The following is a 16,446-nucleotide window of genomic DNA, read 5'->3' as shown; positions in this document are numbered from 1 at the left end:
TGCCGGAGCGACCGCCCGCCTCACGACAGGACGCGCCGGCGGAAGTTGCGCAGTCCGAGTGCCAGGAAGACGGTGCCGAAGCCGGCGACGACCGGGTACAGGACGTAGAGGGGCAGGTGGGCCGCGCCGGTGAAGGCCGCCCGCATGCCCTCGTTCACGTAGATGAGCGGGTTGACGAGCACGAGCGTCTGCAGCCAGTGCCAGCGCCCGATGGTCACCGGGGCGAGGCGGGTCCAGCCGTAGTACGTCCCGCCGAGGAAGGTGATCGGCAGGATGATGAAGCCGAACATGAGCCCGATGTTGCGCGGCTCGAAGCTCGTGCCGAGGACGAGGCCGAGGCCCGACATGGCGACGCAGGCGAGCGGAACGAAGGTGCAGATGATCCACCAGTGCAGCTCGAGGTGCGCGTGCACGCCTCTCGCGTGCACCACCGCCGCGATCGGCAGCACGATGGCCGCCGAGAGCAGCCCCTGGATCGCGCCGGAGAGCACCTTCGCCACGGCAACGAGCCAGATCGGGCACGGCGCCTGGACCCGGTCCTCGATCTCCCGGGTGAAGCCGAACTCCTGCGCCATTGCGAGGGCGATGGACTGCACGCCCTGGAACATGACCGAGATGCCGACGACCCCGGGCACGAGGATCGTCGCGAATGCCGACTCGGCGGCGGGTGTCCGCCCGCCGACCCCCTGGCCGATCTTCGGGAACACGTAGAGGAAGACGAAGCACAGCAGGAACGGCTGGATCAAGGTGCGCAGGACGAACTCCCAGAAGTGCTTGCGAAGGACGACGACGTCGCGTAGGAGCAGCGCGCCGAGCGCGCTGCGGCTCGCCGCGGCGACCGAGCGCAGCGGCCGCTCCCCGATGCGCGGCGCCGCCTCGACGGCGGCCGAGGTCATCACTCGCGCAGCTCCTTGCCGGTGAGGGTGATGAACACCGTCTCGAGGCTCGGTTCGGCGATCGACAGGTCGACGATGTCGAAGCCGGCACGCTCGGCCGAGTTGACGATCCGTGGGACGAGGCGATCGGTCCCCTGCACGTGGAGCTCGAGTCGGCCGTCGGCGTGGCGGACCCGATTGACGCCCCCGAGGTCGCGGACGAGGACCTCGCCGAGCCGCCGGGGATCGCCCGTCGATCGCACGGTCACGACGGTGTCGGCGCCGATGCTCTGCTTCAACGCGGCCGGCGTGTCGAGGGCGAGGATGCGGCCGTGGTCCATGATCGCCACCCGCCCGCAGAGCCGGTCTGCTTCCTCCATGTAGTGGGTGGTGAGCAGGATCGTCTGACCCTCGCGGTTCAGCTCGCCGAGCAGGTCCCACAGCGCGAGGCGGCTCTGGGGATCGAGGCCGGCCGTCGGCTCGTCGAGGAAGAGGACCGCCGGCCGGTGGAAGATGGCGCGGGCCACCATCAGGCGCTGGGCCATGCCGCCAGACAGGGCGTAGACGGAGGCGTTCGCCCAGCGCGAGAGCTGGAAGCGCTCGAGGAGCTCGTCGGCCGTCCGCCTGGACGCCTTCGCTCCCATGCCGAACAGCCGACCGTGGAAGTAGAGGTTCTCGAAGACGGTGAGCTGGCGGTCGAGGGTGTTCTGCTGGGACACGATGCCGGAGAGCTGCTTGGCGAGCGCGGGGTGGGCAGCGACGTCGATTCCCCCGACGAAGGCGCGGCCGGAGGTCGGCACGACCCGCGTCGTCAGCATTCCCGCCGTCGTCGTCTTGCCCGCTCCGTTCGGTCCGAGCAGGCCGAAGATCTCGCCCGCCTCGACGTCGAGGTCGAGCCGGTCGACGGCGGCGAAGTCGGCGCCCGGGTAGACCTTGGTGAGCTGCTCGGTGTGGATGACGCCGCGGCGGACCGAGCCGTCGCGAAGCGTCGAGCCGCCGGTTCGGCCGGATTCGGTCGCGGCCACTCAGGCGATGTCGCGCCGCATCGTCGTTCGGGCCGCCGCGACGGCGAGGGCGACCGCCACGCCAGCGACGAGGGCGACCGCGGCGGCGAAGGGGAGCGCGGCCACCCCGCCCGCGAGCTGCCCTCCGGCGAGGGTGAGGGCTGCCGTGTAGGGGAGGTAGGGCTGGACGACGTTGTACAGGCCACCGACGATCTGCTCGACCACGAAGCCCCAGGCGAACACGGCGACGATCGAGGCCACCTGGCCTCGGATCAACGTCCCGACCGCGACGCCCGCGACGGCGAGGAGGGCGCTCCCGAGCGTCGCACCGAGGCCGTAGCGGGCGATCGTGCCCCCGCCGAGCACGACCGGGTAGCCCTTCGCGGCGACGAAGGCGAGCCCGATGGCCGTCGTGAGCGCAGCAGCGAGCGCACCGAAGATCGCGCCGCCGACGAGGCCGGCGAGCGACTTCGCGACGAGGACCCGTGCCCGGTCGGGCACCCCGAGGTAGGTCGTCGTCGCGGTCGAGTGGCGGAACTCGTTCGTCGTCACGATGACCCCGAAGATGAGAGCCATCAGCATGGCGAAGTCCGTGCTCGTCAGCGCGTTCGCCAGACCCTGGGCGGTGTCGAGCGCGGGGCGCTCGAGGCCCGAGCGGGCCAGCGTGCCCGCCCGCTCGCACTTGAGGACCGTGATGAGGACCGTGAGCGCCGCGGCCGCGGTGAGCAGGCCGAAGGGCAGGCGGATGGTCCGCAGCTTCTCGAGCTCGATGCGCACGAGCCGAGTCACCGGTTCGCCCCCCGCTCCTCGGCGGCGGTCAGCTCGAAGAACACGTCCTCGAGGCTCGCTTCCTCAGCCCTGCTCTCGAAGATCGGGATGCCGAGGCTCGCCGCGAGCACGCCTACCTGCTCGGGGCTCGCCCCCCGCACCTCGAGCCGGTCGCCCGGTCCGAGGCTCCCTCGCATCCCTGCGCCCTCGAGCGCGGCGAGCAGCTCGGCCGCACGCGGCGTGCGAACGTGGACGACCCGTCGGTCGCCGGCCGTCAGGGCCTCGAGCGAGCCCTGGGTCACGAGCCGGCCGCGATCGAGGATGACGACGCCGTCGGCGATCTGGGACACCTCGGCGAGGATGTGGCTCGAGACGAGGATCGTGCGCCCCTCCGAGCGCAGGCGGCGGAGCAGCTCCCGCAGCCAGCGGACGCCTTCGGGGTCGAGGCCGTTGGCGGGCTCGTCGAGGACGAGGATGCCCGGCTCGGCGAGCAGAGCGCCGGCAAGGCCCAGGCGCTGGCGCATCCCGAGCGAGAAGCCGCCGACGCGTCGGTCGGCATCCCCGGCGAGACCGACGAGCTCGAGGACCTCCTCGACACGGCGGCCGCTCACGCCGGCGGTCATCGCGAGGATGCGCAGGTGGTCACGGGCCCGGCGGCCGGGGTAGAAGCTCGAGGACTCGAGGACCGCGCCCACGTGGCGCAGCGGGTGGTCGAGCTCGACGTAGGGCCGGCCCTCGATGAGCGCGCGGCCGCTGCTCGGCGTGACGAGCCCGAGCAGCATCCGCAGCGTCGTCGTCTTGCCCGCGCCGTTCGGCCCGAGGAAGCCGGTGATCGTTCCCTGCGGCACCTCGAAGCTCAGGTGGTCGACGGCGAGCGTCGGCCCGAAGCGCTTCGTCAGGTTCTGCACCTCGATCACCGCCATGCGGCCTCCTTCTCGCCGCCCCGCCTCGCGGCGGCCGAAGGCCGTCGAGGACGGCCGCCGACCGACGGCGGGGAGCCCGCCCCCAGCGTCGCTCCAGTGTCGACGGCCCCGCAGCGTAGGCGATCGCAACGAGGCCGCCGGCGCGTGCCGCCCTTTCGTCCCCCGCCGTCCGCAGGAACGGCCGGGCGGCGCGCCGTGCACGCGTGCTGCCACGACACCGCGTCGGCGGATGCGCCGTCGCCTCCTCGCGCCGTGCCGGGCGAGGCGCCGCCTCGCCTCACGCCTCTCGCGCCGGCTCGACCTCGTGGTAGCGGGCGACGGAGAAGGCGAGGAGCAGGGGGATGTTGATCGCGAAGACGACCAGCATCACAGTGAGGAGCACGAGCATCGTCCCGCGGGTGTGGTCGAGCACGAAGACGTACTCGAGCATCCCCGAGATCACCGCGTAGCCGAGCAGCGCCCAGCGCAGGACGAGGAGGAAGCGCTCCCAGGCGAAGGCGCGCAGCCGTGCGAGGGCCGCGGCGTTGGCGGCGAGCAGCGCTCCCGCGGCCGCGACGAGGCCGACGGCGGGCCCGAGGGGCGCCCGGCTCGGCAGGTACGACGCGAGGTAGATGCCGCCGACGACGACGAGCGCCATCGACGCGACGCAGGCCTCGGCGACGGGCGGCAGTCGCCTCGGCGCAGCGTCGGGGCGGCCGGCCAGCTCGGTCGTCACGACGCCAGCCTCGTCATGATCACGAGCGTGGCGACCTGCATCGCGCCGGTGATGCCGGCCGTGTACACGAAACGTCGCATGAGCCGGGCGATGAGGTCACGGTTCGGTCGTGGCTTCTTCAGCTCGAAGAGGACGGCCAGGTTGGCGGGCTCGAGGAACCCGATCGCAACGATGGCCATCACGCCGACGACGACGAAGGAGGCGACGACCCACCCGTGGTTCGGGTCGCTGGCGGTCAGGGTGCCGACGTGGCGCGCCAGCTGCCAGCCGGCCGCGAGCGTCATCGTGACGAGCGTCGGCATGAGCAGGAGCATCTTCGGCATGAGTCGAGTCGTGAACTCGATGCGCGCCGGGACCGAGAGGCGGCCGAGGATCGGCCCGATGACGAAGCCGAGGAACAGGTCGATCCCTGTCCACAGCCCGCCGCCGACGACGTGGAAGAAGTCCAGCGCCCACAGCCGGTTGGATTCGATCGCGGCGACGAGGCCGGCGAGCACGACGGCGACGACCGGCAACCCCGCGACCGGCACGATCCGGAAGTCCGGCCGGGCGAGGGCCTGTTCGGGTGGTGCGATCGTCGCCGGAGCGCTCACGGTCACGTCGGTCATGGCTCGCTCCTCACCGCTGTCGCCGCAGCGTCGGGGGCTCGGACGTCACGCCATTCTACGTTGGCTGCAAGCCACGTGCCGCAAGACAGTCCACTCCCCGACGGTGGCTCACTCCTCGAGCGACCCCGGACTGGCCGGTACGTCGACGGCGTACTCGCGCAGCGCGTCGAGGGGCACGATGTCGAGCGCCCGCTCGTGGGTCGACGCGAGGACCACGAAGCAGGCCGCCCCGTCGCGATAGGCGCGCAGCCAGTTCGCCGCGGTCACGCACCACCGGTCGCCCGGCACGAGCCCCGGGAACCGGAACTGCGGCATCGGAGTGACGAGGTCGTTGCCGATCCGGCGCTGGTGCTCGAGGAACTCGGCGGTGACGACGGCGCAGATCGTGTGGCTGCCGACGTCCTCGGGGCCGGTGTGGCAGCAGCCGTTGCGGTAGAAGCCGGTCAGGGGGTCGAAGCCGCAGGGCTCGAGCTCGCCACCGAGCACGTTGCGGTCGGCCATGACCAAAGTATCGCTCACCTCGAGGCGAGCCTCGAGGTGCGTCGAGTCGCCTGGTGCCGCCGGGGAGGCGGCGTCGGTGGGGTAGTACTGGTGCGTGCCCTGCGCCTCGCGCGAAGCCGTGCCGGACCGCTCGGGCGGGGCGCGCGCCGGTCCGAGCGCCGGACGCCGCCACCGGCGCATCTGGGCCAGCCGGGATCGCGCGCACATCGAGGTCCGAGCCTCCCGCCGCCTCGGGTCCGAGGCCCTGGCGCGTGACCTCGAGGCCGCGCTCCGGCGCCTCGAGGGCGTGCACTGGGCGCAGGTCGACGCCGTTCTGGGGCGCGTCGCGGTTGCCTTCGACGGGGACGAGGTGGGCGTCGGCGACCTGCTCGCGGTGGTCGAGGCCGCAGAGGCGGCGCACGGGGTCTCCGAGGAGCGCTTCGGCCACGATCGGCCGGAGCTGCCGACCGACGTCGAGCCGATCGTGCGCGCGCTCGCCGGCCTCGTCGCGGACGCCGCCGGGCTCGCGCTCGCCGTCGCCGGACGCGGACTGCCGCCGCTGCCGTTCGCCCAGGAGGCAGCCGCGCTCGTCTCGCTCCTCGACGCCCAGCCCCGCCTGCGCCGAGCCTTCGCCGCCGGCGTCGGGCCCGGGCTCGCCGACCTGCTGCCCGCCCTCGCGAGCGCCGCGGCGCACGGCCTCGCGCACGGTCCGCTCGCGCTCGCGACCGACGCGCTGCACCGCGTCCTGCTCCTCGACGCCGCCATCGCCCGGCGTGCCTGCTTCGAGCGCGTCTCCCCCGCGCTCGACCACGAGCCGCCGGAGGAGCACCGTGTGCCGCTCGAGCGGGGCGAGCGGCCCGCCCCGCTGCCAGATGGGCCGGTGGAGCGCCTCGCGGACCTCGGATCGCTGCTCTCGCTCCTCGGCGCGGCGGGCACGCTCGCGCTCACGCGCGAGGCGCGCCGTGCGGGCGCGGCGCTCTTCGCCGGGAGCTCCAAGGCGGGACGGCTCGGCCGGGACGCCTTCGCCAGCCGGCTCTCGACGGCGCTCTCGGCGGCCGACGAGCTCGTGCTGGACCCGGCGGCTCTGCGCCGCCTCGATCGCCTCGACACGGTCGTGATCGACGCCGAGGTGCTGCTCACGGCGCGCGTCGAGCCCGACGAGGTTGCGATCGCCTCTGGCGCGGACCACCTCGAGGTTCACCAGCGGCTCCGCTCGATGGTCGCCGAGGCGGACCGAGTCGTGCGCCGCGGCCGGTGGACGGCAGGCCCGCTCGGGCAGCTCGGCGCGGATGCGAGGCAGGTGCGCCACCTGGCGCGCGCGCTGCCGGTCGTGCCCACCCACGGGCTCACGGCAGCCGGGCGCGTGGTCGCCGTGATGACGCTGCGGCGCCAGGCGGTCGCCGGCTGGCAGGCTGTCGTCGACGCAGCGCGCCGTGCCGGGCTGATGGTGGCGATCGCGGGCGACGAGCTCGGTCTCGTCGACCGCTTCGGTGCCCACCTGCTCGTGGCGGGGGGCGACCGGCTCGTGGAGTCGATCCGGATGCTCCAGGGCGACGGCTGCGGCGTCGTCCTCGTCGGGGGGGGCGCCCCCGGCCCGCTCCTCGCCGCCGACTGCTCGATCGGCCTGCGCACCCGCTCCCCGGCGCCCGCCGCCGACATCGTCGCGAGCGACCTCGCAACCGCGGCGATGGTCGTCGAGGCGGTGGCGGTGGCACGGGAGGTGAGCCAGCTGAGCGCGCGCCTCGGCCTCGCCGGTTCGCTCCTCGGCATCCTGCTCGGGAACGTCGCCGCTCCTGGCCGGAGCGTCGCGCAGGCGATGGCGGGGACCAACCTCGCGGCGCTCGCCGCGATGGCCGTCGGGGCGCGCGCCGCGCGCTCGCTCGCCCGGCGGGGCCGTCCCCGCCTCGGGCCGGACCCGCCGTGGCACGAGCTGCCCGTCGACGAGGTCCTCACGCTCCTGCGCACCGGACGCGAAGGCCGGCGCGCCCCAGCTGCGCCGCCACGTGCCGGCAAGCAGGCGAGAGGCCCGGGCACCCGCTTCGTCGGTGCCGTCGCGGCGGAGCTCGCCAACCCGCTCACCCCCGTGCTCGGCGCCGGAGCGCTCGCCTCGGCTGCCCTCGGCTCGGTGCTCGACTCGGCCCTCGTGGCCGGCGTCGTGGTGCTCAATGCCGTCCTCGGGGCCGGTGTCCGCTGGCGCGCGGAGGGCGCCCTCGCCGCGCTCGAGGCCTCGAGCGCTCCCGACGTCGTGGTCCGCCGCTCGGGCCGCCCGGTGCGCGTCGCCGCGTCCTCGCTCGTGCCGGGCGACGTGGTCGAGCTGCGGGCCGGCGACGTGGTTGCGGCCGACGCCCGGATCGTGGAGGCGCACCACCTCGAGGTCGACGAGTCGAGCCTGACGGGCGAGTCGCTGCCGGTCGCCAAGCGCGCGGCGCCGTGCTTCGCGCCGCTCGTCGCGGAGCGCGTCTCGATGCTGTACGAGGGAAGCGCCGTCCTCGGCGGCTCGGCGCTCGCGGCGGTGGTCGCGGTCGGGGCCGACACGGAGGCGGCGCGCGCCGACGCCACGGCGCAGTCGCCCCCCGAGAGCGGCGTCGAGGCTCGCCTCCGCCGGCTGACGGACCTCGCGCTGCCCGTCACGGCGCTCGCCAGCGCGGCGCTGCTCGGCGCCGGCGCGGCGCGTGGACGGCCACCCGCGGAGGCGCTCGCGACGGCTGTCGGCCTGTCGGTCGCGGCCGTCCCTGAGGGCCTACCCGTCACGGCCACCCTCGCCCAGCTCGCCGCGGCGCGCCGGCTATCGGCCCACGGCGCGCTCGTGCGCAACCCGAGGGCGCTCGAGGCGCTCGCCCGGGCGGACGTCCTGTGCATCGACAAGACGGGCACGCTGACCGCGGGGCGCGCGCTGCTGACCGAGGTTGCTGCGGGGCCTCGGCGCTCGAAGGTCGCCACCCTCGGGCCGCCCGAGCGCCGGGTGCTCGCCGCTGCGCTGCGGGCGACGCCGCCAGCGGGAGCCGGCCTCGTGCACATGACCGACCGCGCCGTGGTCGAGGCGGCCGCCGCCCTCGGCGTCTCGGAGGAGGTCGGGGCGCCGGGCTGGCGGCGCGAGGAGGAGCTGCCGTTCTCGCCGAGCCGTACCTACCACGCGACGTTGGGCCGCGACGCGGAGGGCCTCCTCCTCAGCGCGAAGGGAGCGCCGGAGGAGATCCTCGAGCGGTGCGCGAGCTGGCGCGACGGCGGCAGGGACCTGCCGCTCGATGGGCGCGCCCGTCGGCGGCTCGGGGCGCAGGTCGAGCGGCTCGCCCGACGCGGCCTGCGGATCATCGCGGTGGCGCAGGGTCGGCCGGCACACGCCGGCCGCCTCGACGACGCCGAGGTGACGGGGCTCACCTACCTCGGCTTCGTGGCGCTCTCCGATCCCGTGCGCTCCACGGCCGCCGAGGCGGTGCGGGAGCTGGCTGCCGCGGGTGTCGAGCTCGTCATGGTCACGGGCGACCACGCGAGCACGGCAGAGAGCGTCGCCGCGGAGCTCGGCATCTTGAACGGCCGGCGCGTGGTCACCGGTGCCGAGCTCGAGCGCCTCGGCGACGACGAGCTCGACGAGCTCGTCCCGTCGGTCTCGGTGTTCGCGCGCGTCACCCCGGCCGACAAGGTGCGCATCGTCCAGGCGCTCCGCCGCCTCGGACGGTCGGTCGCGATGACCGGGGACGGCGCGAACGACGCCGGCGCGATCCGCCTCGCGGACGTCGGCCTCGCCCTCGGGGCGCGGGCCACGCCCTCGGCGCGCGCCGCCGCCGACGTCGTCGTCCTCGACGACCGCCTCGAGACCATCCTCGCTGCGCTCGCGGAGGGCCGGGCGATGTGGGCGTCGGTCGCCGAGGCGCTCGGCATCCTCCTCGGCGGGAACGCGGGGGAGCTCGCGTTCACCGTCGGGGTCGGTCTGCTGACCGGGCGCAGCCCCCTCTCCGCACGCCAGCTCCTGCTCGTCAACCTGCTCACGGACGTCCTTCCTGCGCTCACGATCGCGCTGCGACCGCCCCTCGACCGCCCTGTCGCCGAGCTCCTCGAGGAGGGCCCGGACCGCTCGCTGTCGGGGCCGCTCGCCCGCAAGGTCGCCGAGCGCGGCCTGTGCACGGCGGCGGGCGCGGGGCTCGCGTGGGCCATCGGCCGCGCGACGGGCCGTCGGCGTCGCGCCGACACCATGGCGCTCGCGGCGCTCGTCGGCTCCCAGCTCGGCCAGACGATCGCCGCGGCGCGAGGGGACCTCCTCGCGACGACGGCGGCGCTCGCGTCCGGTGCGGTCCTCGTCGCAGCCATCGAGGTGCCCGTGGTGCGGCGCTACTTCGGGTGCGTGCCCCTCGGGCCGTCCGGCTGGGCGGTCGTGACCGTCTCGTGCGCGGCGGCGACCGTCGCCGCGGTCCTCCTGGCCCGGCGCGCCAGCCTCCCCCGCTAGTGGTCCCGCGCGTTAGTTCGTCGGTGAATCATCGAGCCACGCCGTCGGGTCGCGGAGGTAGAGACCGCACGCGCAGTCGAGAGCCTCCTCCGGGCTCCCGGCTGGCATCCCGGTCGGGAGGAAGGAATCCTCATAGTCGTCGTGGCTCGCCCGGTAGAGGGCGAAGCCCCAGAGGCTCGCCGAGCCGCCGTAGCGCAGACGGCACAGCTTCTGGATCGTCCCGTCGGAGAGGTGGCCGTCGACGTAGGCGAAGTTCGAGCGGAAGCGCACGTCGAGGCCGGCGAGCTCCGGCCAGCGCTCCCGGGCGTGCTCGCAGAGGCGGGAGGTAAGGCTCTGCTTGGTTGATGCTGGCGGCGCCTTCACCGCCCCATTGTGACCGCGGAGCTCAGGCAGCAAGCAGGGCGCGACCCTCCAGGCGCTCGAGCATGGCGGCGAGGTCGTCGGTGCTGAAGCGCCAGTCGAAGGGTCGGGCGCTCGCGTTGTAGTGCTGTTCGAAGGCCAAGAGGCGCTCCGCGAGAGCGCCGAGGCCCGCGAAATCGCCGGAGCGGACGACCTTGCGTTGGATGATCGAGAAGACCACCTCGATCTGGTTGAGCCAGGAGGCATGGACCGGGAGGTGGATCAACCGGGCGTTCGGGAAGGCGGCTTCCATTCGCTCGATCGAGCGCTGCCCGTTGTGGGAGGAACGGTTGTCGACGACCCAGTAGACGCATCGGGCGCTCTTGTAGGGTTCCTTCGCCATCACCTTCTCAACGAGGGTCATGAACGGCTCGATGCCGGTCTTCTCCGCCACCTGGCCGAACAGGGCTGCTCGGTGGACGTCGTAGGCGCCGAGGTAGGCGAGCGTGCCGCCTCGGCGGTACTCGAACTCGATCCGGCGAAGCCGCCCCGGCGCTGCTTCCAGGTCGCTGTGGCGCCTCGACAGCGCCTGCAGCTGGGACTTCTCGTCTGCGGAGATGACGTAGTCGTCGGGCCCGAGGAGGTGGCCCTCAAAGCGGCGCTCGTAGAGGTCGAGGACCCGGGCGGCCTTGGGCGCGAAGTCGGGATCCCGGGGGAAGATCCAGGATCGGTAGCGCCAGGGCTTGATCGCCGCCGCGTGCAGCCAGCGTCTGATGGTCGAGGAGGAGATCGCCTCGACGAGGCCCTCTTGGACGGCCTGGGCGGCGAGCTCGTGCGAGCTCCAGCGCGTGAGGGGCACCTCCCGGCGACCGGGCGGCTCGCAGGCCATCGCCTTCACGTGGGCGACGACCTCGCCGCTGAAGCGACGTGGGCGACCCGAGCGCTTGCGATCGGCCAGCCCGGCTAGGCCCTCCGCACAGAAGCGCTTGCGCCACTTCGAGACCGCGTCGACACAGACGCCGACACGTCGCGCGATCGCCACGTTGGTGACGTCGTTCGCTGCGAGCAGCACGATGCGCGCCCGCACCACGTCACGATGGGCGACGGTGCGCGACGACGCCCGCTGCTCGAGGACTGCTCGATCCGCGTCTGACAGGCGCACTGTGAACGGCGAGCGGCGAGGCATCAGCACCCCCTGGCTGGCATGCGACCGGTCAGAAAGTTACACCGATGTATTTATCGGCAGGGCCACTAGCGACAGCGAAGGTTCGCCCGCGTGACCTGGCGCACGGGGACGTAGAGCGTGCTCGGCAGGGCCGCGCCGTTGGCGAGATCGAGGACGGCCGAGAGGAGCCAGCGGCCCCACGCGCCCGGCTCGAAGGACACCGCGCCGACGTAGTCGGGGCGTGCGCAGACCTGTGAGAGCCCGAGGGCGTCGCCGCCGATCGACTCGGCGAGGAGGCGCCCGCCTCGGCGCGCGAGCGTTGCGGCGTACATGCCGGCGACGACCTCGTCGTTGATGCCGCTCAGCAGGAGCACCGCGTGAGGCGGCACCCGGCGCAGGGCTCGCGCCGCGGCGGCGAACGCCTCGCGCTCGAGGCCGTCGGTCGCGAGGAGGCGGACATCGGCGGGTCCGAGGTCGGCGAGGGCCTGCCGCGCGCCGCTCACGATCCCTGCGGCGCGCGCCGCGGCGGACGGGCCGGCGTGGGGGTCGGCGCCGACGAGGAGGTAGAAGGTCGCGCCGCGGTCGCGAGCGCGCGCGGCTCGCCCGAGCGCCTCGCCGGCGACGAACCCGGCATGGCGGTCGTCGAGGGACACGAAGGGGCGTGCGCCGAGGCGGAGGCCGGCCGACACCGCCGGGACACGAGCCCGGGACACGAGTCCGGCGATGACCTTCTGGGCCGCTGGGACCACCTGGAAGTCGACGAGGCCGTCGATGCCGGCTCGCAGCATCGAGCGGACGTTCGCGACGGCGGTGGCCCCGTCGAGGTTGTCGGTCGCCTCGAGCAGCGTCACGCAGCGGAGGCGTCGCGCCGTCGCGGCGATGCTGGCACTCACCGCCCTGGCGAACGGCTGCGTCTCGTTGAAGACCTCGTAGCCGATGCGGTAACGAGGGCGGACGCACAGACGCCTGGTCGGCTGGCCGAGGCCTGCGCCGTGCCCCCTCGGGGCGCGGGCGGGGAGCCGGGGGACGGCGCCGGCCACGAGCAGGCTCGAGCAGGCGAGGGCGCAGCCCCAGGTGCGGCGCGCGCGCGTCGCGCCGCGCTGGGCGTCTCGGGTACGGCCCGGCGGGAGGGCTCGCACCGGGCGCCTCAGCGCGGCTCGACGCGCACGGCGGTCCCGTAGGCGCAGACCTCCGTCCACATCCCGCCGAGCTCGGTGGTGTCGAAGCGCATCGCGAGCACGGCGTTCGCGCCGCGCGCGGCAGCGGCGTCGGCGAGTCGCTCGATGACCTCGCGGCGGCTGCGCTCGAGGTTCTTCGTCATCCCTCGCAGCTCGCCGCCGACGAGGGAGCGCAGGCTGGCGCCCGCCTGGGAGAAGGCGTTGCGCGAGCGGACGGTGAGGCCGAAGACCTCGCCGAGGACCTCGACGACTTCGTAGCCGGGGAGGTCGTTCGTCGTGGCGATGAGCACCTCACACCTCCTGCGTCTTCGGACCGGGCTTCGTGCCCCGCACGACGGCGGCCTCGCTCACCACCGGGATGGCTCGTACGTCGGCGAGCCCGGCGCGGCGGAGGATGTCGACCCAGGCGCCGATGGGCACGGGGCGTTCCTGCAGGCGCAGCAGGTAGCGCGAGGCGTTCTTGGCGATGCGCCACCAGCCGCCAGGGCCGCGGCGCGCGAGGACGGCGACCTTGGAGGCGATGACCTCGCGGTCGCGTCGGTCAGCGCCGCGGCCGAACATCATGTCGCCGATGACGAGCCGCCCGCCGGGCCGCAGCCAGGTCGCCGCCCGGGCGACGAGGCGCGCCTTGTCCCGGTCGCGCAGGTGGTGGAGGGCGTAGTTCGACACGACGAGGTCGACGGAGCTCGGCCCGAGGTCGAAGCGCTCGATGGGGCTCGCCACCGCCTCCACGTTGTCCACCGAGGCCGCGTCGGCGTTCGCCGCGAGGAGGTCGATCATCGCCTCGCTGATGTCGACCGCGATGACCCGGCGCACGAGGGGGGCGAGGCGCAGCGCGAGCTGGCCCGACCCGCACCCGAGGTCGACCGCCTCGTCGTCGCTCGACGGCGCCGCCTCGGCGAGGACCCGCTCGACGACCTGGCGAAGGCCAGGGCTGGTCCCCGCTCCGTGGTCCCACGCCGCGGCGCGCCGCGTCCAGAAGCGGCGCTGGCGCGCGAGGTTCGCCTTCCCCTCGCCGCGAGCTGGGCGCGGCCTCGTCCTCACGTCGGCGCCGTCCTTTCGCGCTCGGGGCCGCTCGATCTTCGCGTACCTCGCCGCGCGCGTCACGGCGTGGTTGGTTCGAAGGTGTAGCGGTAGGCGACGCGAGGCGAGCGGATGACGCCGACGGTGCGGTCGCCGGCGCGGACCGCGAGACTGACCGCTCGGGCCGCGAGCTCCACCGAGGCGGCGCCGCTCACCTCCACCGAGGCCGGGCTCGTCGCGGGGGTGATCGTCCTGGCGAAGACGAACCCGGTGGCGTCCGGCGGGGACTTGACGGTGGTCCAGCAGCGCGCCGCGGTCGTGACGACGAGGCGGTAGCGCTGGGCGGGGACCTCGAACGTCGCGCCGGTTGCGTCCGAGGACACGAGGAGCAGGCTCGCCGTCCCGCCTGGACGCGGTCGCGCGCGCCCCGACGGCGAGCTCGACTCGACGTGGCGGAACGGCCGCAGCCAGCCTGGCCGGACGTGGAGCACGACGTCGCCGGCCGCGGCGAGCACGAAGACGAAGGCGAGGGACCACACCGCGAGCCGGAGGACGACCGGGGCCGGCTCGCGCGTGAGGTGTCCGTCGTCCGCCGGCCTCTCCGCGTCGCCGGGCGGCTCGGCGCGTCGCCCGGCGAGGCCTCGCCCGACGGGCGACGGCGAGGCGACCGCCGGGAGCTCCGAGGTCGCCGCGATCGTGGACCAGTCCCACTGGTCGCGTGCCGTGGCGGTGCGCGCCGGCTGCCGGCCGCCTCCAGGAGTCGAGCCGTACCTCGTCACCTCGGCGCTCCTCTCGCCGGGAAGTGTAGGAACCACGCCCGCTCGGGCGTGGCGCGGGCGCCTCTCAGGGCGTCTCCGGCCGTGGGATCCACGCGGCGCCGACCACCCCGGCGCCGGTGTGGACCTGCATCGCCGGCGAGAAGCCGCAGACGAAGTCCACCCCGCCGAGCAGCTCCTCGAGGCGGCTCGCGGCGCGCGGCGCCCCTGCGTGGAAGACGGTGGAGCGCTCGACGCCGGGCCCGGCGCTCGCGCGGAAGGCCGCCGCGATCGCCTCCAAGGTGGCGTCGCCCGAGGCGATCGCCTCGAGCGGCTCCACGGCGCCGTCGCGCATGCGGAACACGCTCCTCGTCCCCGACAGCTCGCTCGCCCGCAGCACCGCCTCGGGGACGGGACCGCTCCTGCGGATCGGCTCGAGGGTCGCGAGCGACGCGACGAGCTCGACCCGGCGCGACGCCTCCTCGCTCGCCCGGACCACGGCCTCGAGGTCGCCGCCGCCCGCGGCGCGTTCGGCGGCGGCGAGCACGACGAGCGCCTGGCCCGCGGCCGCCGTGCGCGAGTCGACGACCACTGCAGGGCGGTTGGCCAGCTCGGTGGCGAGGGTGGCGTTGCGGAACATCGCCGCGAACTCGCCCGCCGGCGTGATGACGACCGCCGCGTCGCAGCCCGGGGCCTCGATCGCGGAAAGGTACTCTGTGACGAAGGGCCGGCTGGCCCCGAACAGCTCCTCGTGCTCGACCGCCTCGAGCACCGAGAGCCGCTCGCCGTCCTCGTCGCCGTCGAGGTCGGCCGCGTAGACGCTGATGGGGAGCACGCGGATGCCGTACCGCACCGCCAGCTCGGAGGGGATGCAGGTGCTGGAGTCGGTGATGACCGCGACACCACCCATGCACCGCACGTTACCTGCGGCCGCACACGGTTCCTGCAGGCTGGCGAGGTCCCGCCGATGAGTCGCGACCTGCCGGGGTCTGGCGGGCTCACGATGTCGCAGCTCGTCGAGCAGACGGGGGTCGCGGCGGCGACGATCCGCTACTACCTCGCGGCGGGCCTCCTGCCGCCGCCGGAGAAGCTCGCGACCAACCGGTTCCTCTACGACGCTCGCCACGTCGAGCTCCTGAAGCTCATCCGGCTGCTGCGCGAGCGGCGCGGACTGTCGCTCGAGGCCATCGGCCGTCTGCTGCCCGAGCTCGTGCCCGACCTCCTCGGCCGGCCGAGCACCGGTGTCTTCCGACGTGAGATGTGGGGCCAGCTCCTCGCTGCCACGCAGGCCCCCGGCGCCGGGCCGGCCACGCAGGCTCGCATCCTCGAGGCGGGTATCGCGGCCTTCTCGCGGCACGGCTACGCGGACGTCTCGATCGACGACGTCTGCCGGGCCGCCGCGGTGGCGAAGGGCTCGTTCTACCGTCACTACGCGTCGAAGGAGGAGCTCTTCTTCGCCGCGGCGCGTGCTGCGGGCAGCGCGGCGGTCGCCGCCTTCGAGGCCGCGGCGTGCGGGGGCGCCGGGCCGGCGGAGGCGACCGAGGCGCTCGCCGAGGCCCTCGCTCCCCAGCTCAGCCTGTGGCTCGACGTGGCCTCGTTCGCGACGCAGCGCCGGCCGGGCCACGCTCGTGTGCTGCGCGCCCTCGTCGCCGAGGTGACCGCCGCCGTGGCGCGCCACCTCGACGGCAGCAGCGAGGCGCGGGCCGATGCCGTCGTGGAGCGCGCCATGGCGCTCGCCGTGCGTCGCGCCCTCGACGAGCGCGCCGTCGTGCCCGCGCTCGCCGGGCTCAAGGCCGAGGACGCGAGCACCTGAGCCGTCGTGCTGGACGCCCCGGGCGCTCGTTGACGCCCCCGGGCACGTCTGCCAGGATGGCAGCGAACAAGTGGTGTGACGATCGAGTCACTGGCACTGTGCGCGAGGCGCCCGGTGCCCGACCGGTCGCCGAGCGGGCCCCGGCCTGCCGAGGTTCGAGGACCAGTCGCCAGGGGGCGCGGCCAGCAAGGAGGCGGACGTGGACGACTGCAGGCTTCCCTCGCCCTACCCGCTCCTCTCCTCGATCGCCTCGCCCGAGGACCTGCGCGCGCTGTCGGTCGCCGAGTGCGTCGAGCTCGCGGCCGAGCTTCGCGCCTTCATCGTCGACGCCGTGGGGCGCACGGGGGGCCACCTCGGCT

General features: G+C 74.4%; 16 protein-coding genes. 2 read left to right on the top strand and 14 right to left on the bottom strand.

Annotated elements, in window-relative coordinates; all coding sequences use genetic code 11:
- Positions 1–20: 20 nt before the first annotated feature.
- The 7 genes from VKV23_09870 to VKV23_09840 all read right to left on the bottom strand — a co-directional run bounded on the left by VKV23_09870 (position 21) and on the right by VKV23_09840 (position 5,601).
- Positions 21–896, bottom strand: a complete 876-nt coding sequence (locus VKV23_09870; protein HLI16344.1) for an ABC transporter permease — start codon at positions 894–896, stop codon at positions 21–23.
- Positions 896–1,900, bottom strand: a complete 1,005-nt coding sequence (locus VKV23_09865; GenBank protein HLI16343.1) for an ATP-binding cassette domain-containing protein — start codon at positions 1,898–1,900, stop codon at positions 896–898. The genes VKV23_09870 and VKV23_09865 overlap by 1 nt, the downstream gene beginning before the upstream one ends.
- Positions 1,901–2,668, bottom strand: coding sequence for a hypothetical protein (locus VKV23_09860; GenBank protein ID HLI16342.1), 768 nt, complete (start codon positions 2,666–2,668; stop codon positions 1,901–1,903).
- Entirely contained in the window at positions 2,665–3,570 is a 906-nt protein-coding gene (locus tag VKV23_09855) for an ATP-binding cassette domain-containing protein (protein HLI16341.1), read from the bottom strand. The genes VKV23_09860 and VKV23_09855 overlap by 4 nt, the downstream gene beginning before the upstream one ends.
- Before the next feature lie 277 nt (positions 3,571–3,847).
- Positions 3,848–4,285 (bottom strand): hypothetical protein, encoded by a 438-nt coding sequence (locus VKV23_09850; GenBank protein HLI16340.1) that lies wholly within the window; start codon positions 4,283–4,285, stop codon positions 3,848–3,850.
- Entirely contained in the window at positions 4,282–4,893 is a 612-nt protein-coding gene (locus tag VKV23_09845) for a hypothetical protein (protein HLI16339.1), read from the bottom strand. The genes VKV23_09850 and VKV23_09845 overlap by 4 nt, the downstream gene beginning before the upstream one ends.
- A gap of 108 nt (positions 4,894–5,001) precedes the next feature.
- The gene (locus tag VKV23_09840) at positions 5,002–5,601 is read right to left on the bottom strand and encodes a DUF2237 domain-containing protein (protein HLI16338.1); all 600 of its coding nucleotides are present in this window, start codon (positions 5,599–5,601) and stop codon (positions 5,002–5,004) included.
- Between the two features lie 79 nt (positions 5,602–5,680).
- On the opposite strand from VKV23_09840, the gene VKV23_09835 reads away from it, so the two are divergent.
- On the top strand, positions 5,681–9,814 hold the full coding sequence (locus tag VKV23_09835) for a cation-transporting P-type ATPase (GenBank protein HLI16337.1): 4,134 nt from the start codon (positions 5,681–5,683) through the stop codon (positions 9,812–9,814).
- A gap of 12 nt (positions 9,815–9,826) precedes the next feature.
- Here VKV23_09835 and VKV23_09830 read toward each other — a convergent pair whose 3' ends face one another.
- The 7 genes from VKV23_09830 to VKV23_09800 all read right to left on the bottom strand — a co-directional run bounded on the left by VKV23_09830 (position 9,827) and on the right by VKV23_09800 (position 15,184).
- Entirely contained in the window at positions 9,827–10,177 is a 351-nt protein-coding gene (locus VKV23_09830) for a hypothetical protein (protein ID HLI16336.1), read from the bottom strand.
- Between the two features lie 22 nt (positions 10,178–10,199).
- Positions 10,200–11,315 (bottom strand): IS630 family transposase, encoded by a 1,116-nt coding sequence (locus VKV23_09825; protein ID HLI16335.1) that lies wholly within the window; start codon positions 11,313–11,315, stop codon positions 10,200–10,202.
- 89 nt (positions 11,316–11,404) lie between these two features.
- The gene (locus VKV23_09820) at positions 11,405–12,457 is read right to left on the bottom strand and encodes a hypothetical protein (GenBank protein HLI16334.1); all 1,053 of its coding nucleotides are present in this window, start codon (positions 12,455–12,457) and stop codon (positions 11,405–11,407) included.
- An 8-nt stretch (positions 12,458–12,465) separates the two neighbouring features.
- Positions 12,466–12,786, bottom strand: coding sequence for a YbjQ family protein (locus tag VKV23_09815; protein HLI16333.1), 321 nt, complete (start codon positions 12,784–12,786; stop codon positions 12,466–12,468).
- A 1-nt stretch (position 12,787) separates the two neighbouring features.
- Entirely contained in the window at positions 12,788–13,540 is a 753-nt protein-coding gene (locus tag VKV23_09810) for a class I SAM-dependent methyltransferase (GenBank protein ID HLI16332.1), read from the bottom strand.
- Between the two features lie 59 nt (positions 13,541–13,599).
- Positions 13,600–14,298 (bottom strand): hypothetical protein, encoded by a 699-nt coding sequence (locus tag VKV23_09805; protein HLI16331.1) that lies wholly within the window; start codon positions 14,296–14,298, stop codon positions 13,600–13,602.
- A gap of 64 nt (positions 14,299–14,362) precedes the next feature.
- Positions 14,363–15,184, bottom strand: coding sequence for a DegV family protein (locus VKV23_09800; GenBank protein HLI16330.1), 822 nt, complete (start codon positions 15,182–15,184; stop codon positions 14,363–14,365).
- A gap of 57 nt (positions 15,185–15,241) precedes the next feature.
- Here VKV23_09800 and VKV23_09795 point away from each other — a divergent pair, with 57 nt between their 5' ends.
- On the top strand, positions 15,242–16,087 hold the full coding sequence (locus tag VKV23_09795; protein ID HLI16329.1) for a MerR family transcriptional regulator: 846 nt from the start codon (positions 15,242–15,244) through the stop codon (positions 16,085–16,087).
- Positions 16,088–16,446 lie beyond the last annotated feature (359 nt).

It is taken from the genome of Acidimicrobiales bacterium (genome assembly GCA_035294085.1).
GTDB lineage: Bacteria > Actinomycetota > Acidimicrobiia > Acidimicrobiales > Bog-793 > DATGLP01.
This window is presented reverse-complemented; position numbering and strand designations above follow the sequence as displayed.

Bases quoted from the DNA above. Each gene is read 5' to 3' on its own strand.
- VKV23_09795 (HLI16329.1), top strand. From the start codon at position 15,242: ATGAGTCGCGACCTGCCGGGGTCTGGCGGGCTCACGATGTCGCAGCTC.
- VKV23_09845 (HLI16339.1), bottom strand. From the start codon at position 4,893: ATGACCGACGTGACCGTGAGCGCTCCGGCGACGATCGCACCACCCGAA.
- VKV23_09855 (HLI16341.1), bottom strand. From the start codon at position 3,570: ATGGCGGTGATCGAGGTGCAGAACCTGACGAAGCGCTTCGGGCCGACG.
- VKV23_09870 (HLI16344.1), bottom strand. From the start codon at position 896: ATGACCTCGGCCGCCGTCGAGGCGGCGCCGCGCATCGGGGAGCGGCCG.
- VKV23_09800 (HLI16330.1), bottom strand. From the start codon at position 15,184: ATGGGTGGTGTCGCGGTCATCACCGACTCCAGCACCTGCATCCCCTCC.
- VKV23_09840 (HLI16338.1), bottom strand. From the start codon at position 5,601: ATGTGCGCGCGATCCCGGCTGGCCCAGATGCGCCGGTGGCGGCGTCCG.